This window comes from Phormidium tenue FACHB-1050, assembly GCF_014696925.1.
In the GTDB taxonomy this organism is placed as follows: domain Bacteria; phylum Cyanobacteriota; class Cyanobacteriia; order Pseudanabaenales; family Pseudanabaenaceae; genus Pseudanabaena.
The window spans coordinates 23,628-31,034 of the sequence record NZ_JACJQY010000056.1; the positions used below are offsets into that span (position 1 = coordinate 23,628).

Annotated in this window: 8 protein-coding genes; 3 read left to right on the top strand and 5 right to left on the bottom strand. The window is 41.1% G+C overall.

The window, feature by feature from the left end; genetic code table 11:
- Positions 1 to 64: 64 nt before the first annotated feature.
- From H6G05_RS22390 to H6G05_RS22405, 4 genes are all read right to left on the bottom strand, one after another.
- Complete coding sequence (locus tag H6G05_RS22390; protein WP_190581730.1) at positions 65 to 739, bottom strand: DUF4033 domain-containing protein; 675 nt, start codon at positions 737 to 739, stop codon at positions 65 to 67.
- A gap of 275 nt (positions 740 to 1,014) precedes the next feature.
- Positions 1,015 to 1,884 (bottom strand): hypothetical protein, encoded by an 870-nt coding sequence (locus H6G05_RS25480; protein ID WP_190581732.1) that lies wholly within the window; start codon positions 1,882 to 1,884, stop codon positions 1,015 to 1,017.
- A 361-nt stretch (positions 1,885 to 2,245) separates the two neighbouring features.
- Positions 2,246 to 2,440, bottom strand: coding sequence for a hypothetical protein (locus H6G05_RS22400; RefSeq protein ID WP_190581734.1), 195 nt, complete (start codon positions 2,438 to 2,440; stop codon positions 2,246 to 2,248).
- A complete protein-coding gene (locus H6G05_RS22405) occupies positions 2,433 to 3,500 on the bottom strand; it encodes a D-alanine--D-alanine ligase family protein (protein WP_190581736.1) in 1,068 nt (355 codons plus the stop codon). Before H6G05_RS22405 ends, H6G05_RS22400 begins: the two co-directional genes overlap by 8 nt.
- 382 nt (positions 3,501 to 3,882) lie before the next feature.
- On the opposite strand from H6G05_RS22405, the gene H6G05_RS22410 reads away from it, so the two are divergent.
- From H6G05_RS22410 to H6G05_RS22420, 3 genes are all read left to right on the top strand, one after another.
- Complete coding sequence (locus H6G05_RS22410) at positions 3,883 to 5,031, top strand: ABC transporter substrate-binding protein (RefSeq protein WP_190581738.1); 1,149 nt, start codon at positions 3,883 to 3,885, stop codon at positions 5,029 to 5,031.
- A 101-nt stretch (positions 5,032 to 5,132) separates the two neighbouring features.
- Positions 5,133 to 5,957, top strand: coding sequence for an ABC transporter ATP-binding protein (locus H6G05_RS22415; RefSeq protein WP_190581740.1), 825 nt, complete (start codon positions 5,133 to 5,135; stop codon positions 5,955 to 5,957).
- 158 nt (positions 5,958 to 6,115) lie between these two features.
- Entirely contained in the window at positions 6,116 to 6,925 is an 810-nt protein-coding gene (locus tag H6G05_RS22420) for an ABC transporter permease (RefSeq protein WP_190581742.1), read from the top strand.
- 56 nt (positions 6,926 to 6,981) lie between these two features.
- Here the strand turns inward: H6G05_RS22420 and H6G05_RS22425 are convergent, their stop codons facing one another.
- Entirely contained in the window at positions 6,982 to 7,131 is a 150-nt protein-coding gene (locus H6G05_RS22425) for a hypothetical protein (protein WP_190581744.1), read from the bottom strand.
- Positions 7,132 to 7,407: the final 276 nt, after the last annotated feature.

Consider the following 7,407-nt stretch of genomic DNA (forward strand, 5'->3'; position numbering starts at 1 on the left):
GAAGCAACACTTTCAAAAAATATCTTATGCAAATTCACAAAATGGCGCTGCTGAATGAGCGAAGCTAATTTAGCTTAGGACATGCCTCGTTAGAAAAGCTTGCGGTTGGGCATTGGTGCTTTAAACAGGGTTGATTGTAATCGGGGTCATTTTCGGGAGCAAGAGGAATTTGTCCAAAAATCATCTCGCAACTTAAATCTTCAAAATTGGGGGTCATGGTGAGGGGAATACCAAACTTCTCAGTAAAAAATGTTTGAGTTGGGACTTTACACATGTTGACACACATACCAACACAGCCACTATCCACCAGATAACGGCATTTTTTAATATGTACACCCGAAGGTTGCGATCGCACTGTTCCATCAGCAAGCTTGATCTCAGCTTCAGTAACTTCACAAGGACCCACTAGCCACTCAAATAATTGCGCCGCAAACCATGCATTAAGAACACATACCAGTCTTGTCGGAGAAAAAAATGTGCGAATTACCCATAGTGCGGGTGCTGGAACTAAAGACTGCAATACTTGCGCTACAAGCACCTGCTGCTCTTGAGCATTACGTCCTTGCATAATTTGTTTCGACAAATCAACAAAGCCGTCATAGCCGTCGATTTTGGTTCCCTTCCCCAAAGCTTGAGCCATCTTGCGAGAAAACAGCCCAATGAATAAGCGATCGATGAGATTATCGTTGTATTCATCTTTAGCAATAGGCGCAATAGGTTGTACGGCTTTAGACTGCATAGATCCCTTTAAATCAGACTACCAAGATTTACTGTAACGATCTTAACTGAATTTTCAATCACCCAGTACTTTGCGTTGTGATTAACTAGGCACAATTATAGCTGTCGCCATGTGTAAACCCAAGAAGAGAATGGCGGCGCTTCGCGCCGCCATTCTCTTCTTGGGTTTTGCTTTTGTCCTAACACAATCGACGGCAGCTATAAATATAAAGCCAGAATGAAAACCTGTAACGCTCAGCGTGCGTCAAAGGTTTTCATTCTGGCTTTAGCGATCGCTTAAGCTTCTTGAGGATTAATTACCAACACCCGCACTTTAGAACTAGTGGTGGCAATATCTTCATCTATAGGATCGTTCTGATTCTGTTTTAAATCAAGCTTTAATCCTAGAAAACCTAAGGATTGACAAATAAGTTCGCGGACGATCTCCGAGTTCTCACTTAATTCTGATGTAAATACGATCGCATCCATACCACCTAAACTCATGAGCATGGAGCCAAGGCAAGATCGCAAACGATGAAGGTAAATATCTAAGGCTTGTTTTGCTCTGGAATTATCTGTATCAATCGCAGATCCCACCGATTTTGGATTATTAGATTTCGCAGAAGTAGCAACTAAACTCGATTCTTGTTCTACTTCTTTCTTTGATGAATTATCAGGGGCGTTATCCTGTCGCATCATCTCATTCAAAACATTAGTATCAATTGAGCCTGAGCTATAGTCAATCATCAAACCTTCTAAAGGAGTAAATCCAGTAGCCGTATCAATGATTTGACCATTGTGAATTGCCGCAAGAGAACAACCACCGTCTAAATTACAAGTAATTAATCGCAAGTCTTTAATATCTCGCTTTAAGACTTCAGCAGATCGCTGACCGCAATAATAGTGGATGCTTTCATTCAATCCATAGTGTCGATTATCAGCTTCTACAGGAAGGCTAGGAGGCATAGAGATACTAGCGAGATCAGGAGTATGAGAAGTAGTTTCCAGTTTATCGCTAGTCGGCTCATCATCTTCTTCTAAGAGAGATGTGACAACAATCTCTTGCCAATCTAAGTCTAACCTTGCACAAATTTCAAAAAATGTGTAACGCTCAACTGGTTTTCCTGCAAAAAAACGCCAGATTGGCTGCCGCGTTTTGACACCCACTTCTTCTGCAAGGTATTCTTGAGTCCAACCTTTATGAGCAAAACGCTTTTTAGCCTGCTTGATACCTGCTGCTGAGGCTTTTAATGATCGCTTAGAGATGGCAGAAATCTCCTACTCTTAATCTTAATAATACATATTGATTGTATCTCAAAGCTAATAGCTCCAATGTATACATTTAAGACAAAGTCAAACATTTCAAGCAAATCAAACATTTAACCACGTAAATATATGTTTCCCAAGAAAAATGTTTGATTTTAAATTTAAATGTTTGATTTTGACTGATCAGCTAAGTAGCTAAGTTACAAATCAAAACCCGTAAATTTGTGCCCCTGCGGGGCACAAATTTACGGGTTTTGGTAATTTATTTTATACAGGTACTTAACTGATAATGTTCATCTTCAAATTTTTCAATTAGAGAAACTAGAAGTCGAAGTATCTGTTCTTTTTCTGGAGACAGATTATCCTCAGCTAGCAGACTTTCAACAATGCTCAAAGCGCGATCGTTTTCTTCTTCAGTAGTAATAATGTCTATTAATAATGCAGTATCTCTAAACATGCCTCTCTAGAGCTAGCTCAACAAGCCGATCGCATAGTTCTGTAAACGGAATTCCCGAATATTCCCACAACTTTGGATACATACTTAGTGAGGTAAATCCAGGGAAAGTATTGATTTCATTAATTAAAACCGTTCCCGTCGCTTCTACATAGAAGAAATCAACTCTAGCTAAACCTGAACCTGCCACAGTTTGAAAAGCTTTCACCGCCATTGATTGCACCGCTTGAGTTACGTTGTCAGGCAACTTGCTAGGAATAATCAGATCTGCCATGCCAGCAGTGTACTTGGTTTCATAGTCGTAGAAATCGCTCGTGAAAGTAATCTCACCGATCGCTGAAGCTTGGGGTTGCTCATTACCGAGAACAGCACATTCAATTTCACGGGCAGTCACACCTTGCTCAATGATAATGCGCGGATCGTAGCTGGTGGCGCTAGCGATCGCCTCTTGTAGCTGCTTGCGATCGCGTACTTTGGAAATTCCTACCGATGAGCCAAGATTAGATGGCTTCACAAAGCAGGGATAACCAAGAGTCGCTTCAATATGTTCACTCCAAGCCTGCTCGTCTTGTTGCCATTGCCAACGGTTCAGCGCTACATACTTAACCTGAGGTAAACCCGCATTCGCAAAAATCGCCTTCATCGCGATCTTATCCATTCCCACCGATGAGGCAAGTACCCCATTACCGACATAGGGCTTGTGCATTAATTGTAATAGCCCCTGCACCGTTCCATCTTCACCATTGGGTCCATGTAGAACAGGGAACCAAAGATCAATTTGTTGAACTTCCGTTGGCAAGAAAAATGCAGCATTGGTTAATAACTCTGAATCTTGTAAACCTTTGCCAGCATCCAGAACCTTTTGTGATACATCGGGACTGCGCCATGTTCCGTCACGCTGAATGTAAAAGGGTTGAACCTTGTATCGAGAGTTTTGATTGAGGGCTGAGGCGATCGCTTTTGCCGATGTAATTGACACATCATGTTCGCCTGACTGTCCACCAAATAACAAACCGACATAAAGAGGGGATTTAGCTTTCAAATCTATCGATATACCTGTCATTAGTAAACACCCTCGTCAAATTGATCTCAAACTTTTAGTATTGAATACTTTACCTTAAAGTTCTGAAGTATAACTATGGCAAGTAATTTTAGAAACCAAAATAGAGTGGTGGCGCGAAGCGCCGCCACTCTATTTTGATAGATCACGCAAATTCACGAAAGTATCGTCACACTTTCGTGAATTACAAATCAAATCCAGTAAGGCTTTTAAAGCACAAAATGGGATAGCCATTTGTGTTTTGCTACTAATGCTAAAGCAATATCTAAGCTTGATCTGAAAGGCTCATTTCTTTGTATTGATCTATACAGAAACTTCTTTTCTACTCACCTTAAATACAAATTAGTTTTGTATACAGTATACATTTTAACTCTACAGGGCAATAATGCTTCATACCTTTCAGAAACAGTTAAATAGAATTCTCCTTATTGCCGTCTCAACAGCTTTGCTTGCTGCTTGTAATTCTGCGCCACCAACTACAAGTACAACTTCTGGAGACAAGACTGCTGCTCCTACTACTGCGTCATCTCCCCAAGCTGGTAGTACGGACAAAAAGGAAAAACAAAAGATTCGTGTACAACTACCTTTTTTGAAACAGAGTCTTGATGCACCTCTAATTTGGGCGATCGAAAAGGGTTACTTTGCTGAAGAAGGGTTGGATGTCAGTTATGAACGTGGGTTCGGTAACGCTGACACGATCAGTAAGCTTGGTACTGGCAAGTATGACATGGCATTTAGCGATGTCTACAATGCAATGGAATTCAATGACAAGAATCCTAATGACAAAATTGTTGCAGTAGCCTTTTATCAAAACAAGGCTCCTTTCTCAATTGTCACTTTCAAAGCAAATGGAATTAAAACTCCTGCTGACTTAGTTGGCAAGAAACTTGGTGCGCCCGCAGGTGACGGCCCACGTAAGCTTTTCCCACTTTTTGCTAAGGAAGTAAAGATTGCTCCTGATTCAGTCACTTGGGACACCATGGAGCCTAAACTGCGTGAGACTTTCCTGTTACAAGGCAAAGTTGATGCAGTCAGTGGTTTCTATACTTCAGTTATTCCATCCTTGATCAAGGGTGGAAAGACAATGGATGACATCCAAATCTTCTTCTATGACGAATATGGTTTGGATTTCTATGGCAATGGAATTTTGGTTAAACAAGATTTTATGACCAAAAATCCTGAGGCAATTAAATCATTCCTCAAAGCTTACTTCCGTGGGATGCAGGAAGTCGTCAAAGACCCCAGTGCAGCACTTGATCTAGTTATTTCTACTGATCAAAGTAAGTTGATGGATCGAGAAGCGGAGAAACTTCGCCTAAAATTAGCGATCGAGCGCATGTACGTGACTCCAGAAGTCGAAGCGGCTGGTTTTGGTGGAGCTGATATGAAGCGCTTAGAAAAGAGCATTGCTCAAACGGTTGAAGGGTTTAACTTAAAGCCCACTACTGTGGCTGATGTATTTACAGATAAGTTTCTACCTCCTAAAGAGCAACGGATGGTTCCTCCTGCTAGCGAACGCAAACCATTGCTTTAAATACAACCAAATAATTCAAAAAGATTGGTACAGCCAATCTTTTTGAATTATTTGGGGATGGACTTACAAATTCCCCTACTCAATCAAATGGCACAGCTAAAATGGTACAGCCTCTAACCTCTACATCCACTGAAACCGATGTTCCTTCTATGCCCTTGCTAGAATTTGATCGCATTGGTTTGGAATATCCATTTGGCGAATCGATGCGTCGAATTATTCAGGAAGTATCGCTAAGCGTTCAGCCTGGAGAGTTTGTCACATTTGTTGGTCCAAGTGGATGTGGCAAAACCTCAATTTTAAGAATGGTTTCAGGATTGAGTCCTACCAAAATCGGTGAGTTAAGATGTCACGGACAAGCTGTGACCAAGCCACTTAAAAATGTGGGTATCGCGTTCCAAAATCCTGTACTGCTTCCTTGGCGACGCACAATTGATAATGTTTTATTGCCACTAGAAATAGTATCTCCCTACAAGCGAGACTTTAAGGTTAATCATGCTCGTTATTTAGAGATGGCGCAAAAACTCCTGCAAGCAGTAGGTTTAAAGGATTTTCAGCAGCAATTCCCTTGGCAATTATCAGGTGGAATGCGTCAGAGAGCTTCTCTTTGTCGCTCCTTGATTCACCAGCCTGAGATTTTGCTATTAGATGAACCCTTTGGCGCACTAGATGCCTTTACCCGTGAAGAAATGTGGGTGATGCTCCAAACCCTCTGGATGGAGGCAAAGTGCGTGGGTATTCTGATCACTCACGATTTGCGCGAAGCAGTATTTCTGTCCGATACAGTCTATGTGATGAGTCCTAGACCGAGTGAGATTGCCTTCAAGCTTAAGATTGATTTGCCTCGTCCGCGAACCTTAGAGATGTGCCTCAGTGACGACTTCGCGCATCTCGCCGCTGAGTTGCGTCGCCATATTCATAAGAGCTAAACAAATAATCTGGCTTCGCCAGATTATTTGTAGTCCTAAATAGATAGGGATAGGCGGCGCGAAGCGCCGCCTATCCCTATCATATAAATCTTCTGCTTTTTAGGACTACCAGATTATCTGTTATTACAAGTTTTTGCAATTAGTAATGAGGAAAATATATGCAAGGAACTATTGAGAGTGCAAGGCGATCGCCTAAAAAGTTTGATCTTGATGCTTTTTTAAACACGAAATTGGCAACGATTATTTTGCCAGCGATCGCCACAGTTTTACTATTTATCCTCTGGGAATTCGCAGTTTGGGCTTTAAAGATTCAACCTTTTAATTTGCCTGCCCCATCTGACATTCTTAAAGCAGCAATCGAGTTCGCGCCCCAGCTAATGGAAAACTCGTTACGTACAGTTTGGACAACCTTTGCAGGTTTTGCGATTGCTAGCCTTGTTGGTGTAGTTCTAGGCTTTCTGATAGGTTACTCCAAATTCATTTATTTAACTTTCTATCCATTGCTAGTTGCTTTTAATACAATTCCTAAATCTGCTCTAGTACCACTACTAGCGGTCTGGTTTGGGGCTAATGCTATTCCTGCGATCATTACCGCTTTTTTACTAGCTTTCTTCCCGATCGCGGTTAACGTCGCTCTGGGTTTAGAAACGATTGAGCCTGAAATGAAGGATGTTTTATACGCTTTGGGCGCATCGGATTTTGAGATTTTCCAAAAGGTGGGATGGCCACATACGTTACCTTATGTATTCGCCTCTCTCAAAATTGCTGTTTCTTTCTCCTTTATTGGCGCGGTAATTGCAGAATCAATTGCATCTAATGCTGGTTTAGGTTATCTGATCGTCCAAGCAGCTTCGGACTTTAGAGTACCTCTTGCTTTTGCCGCACTGATTGCACTTGCAATTTTAGGTGTAATGCTCTATGCCTTATTTGTTGCCATCGAGAAAAAAGTCATTTACTGGGCAAGATAATTTTCTATAGCGAATAAGCATAAAAAAAGCGGCGCAATGCGCCGCTTTTTTTATGCTTATTTGGTAGGTTTTGGCAACCATGCCCAATGGCAGTAATTGGGGTGTAAGTGGTCTTTTGGTTCATGACTTTCGAGCGCATTTTCAGATATTTGGCGATCGCGATAATCGCTGTAGGGTTGTTGTTGGCTTTCACGATAAGCTTTCATCTTTTTTACTCACAAATTAACTTTTATATTTGTATTATAAACTACAAAAAGCCCAATGAAACAAAAAAGGTCATTATTTGATGACCTTTTTTGTTTCATTGGGCTTTTTTCATAACATATATAGCAATCCTAAATGAGTTGTGGAAAAAAGCCATACTTAAAAATCTTCTCAAATCAAAAGACTTGAAGATGAGTGACTAACTCAAATAACCTCTTCACATTGTCAAAGTTCTTTAGTAAGTGATAGTACTGACGGATAAAACGCTTTGCTTGCAA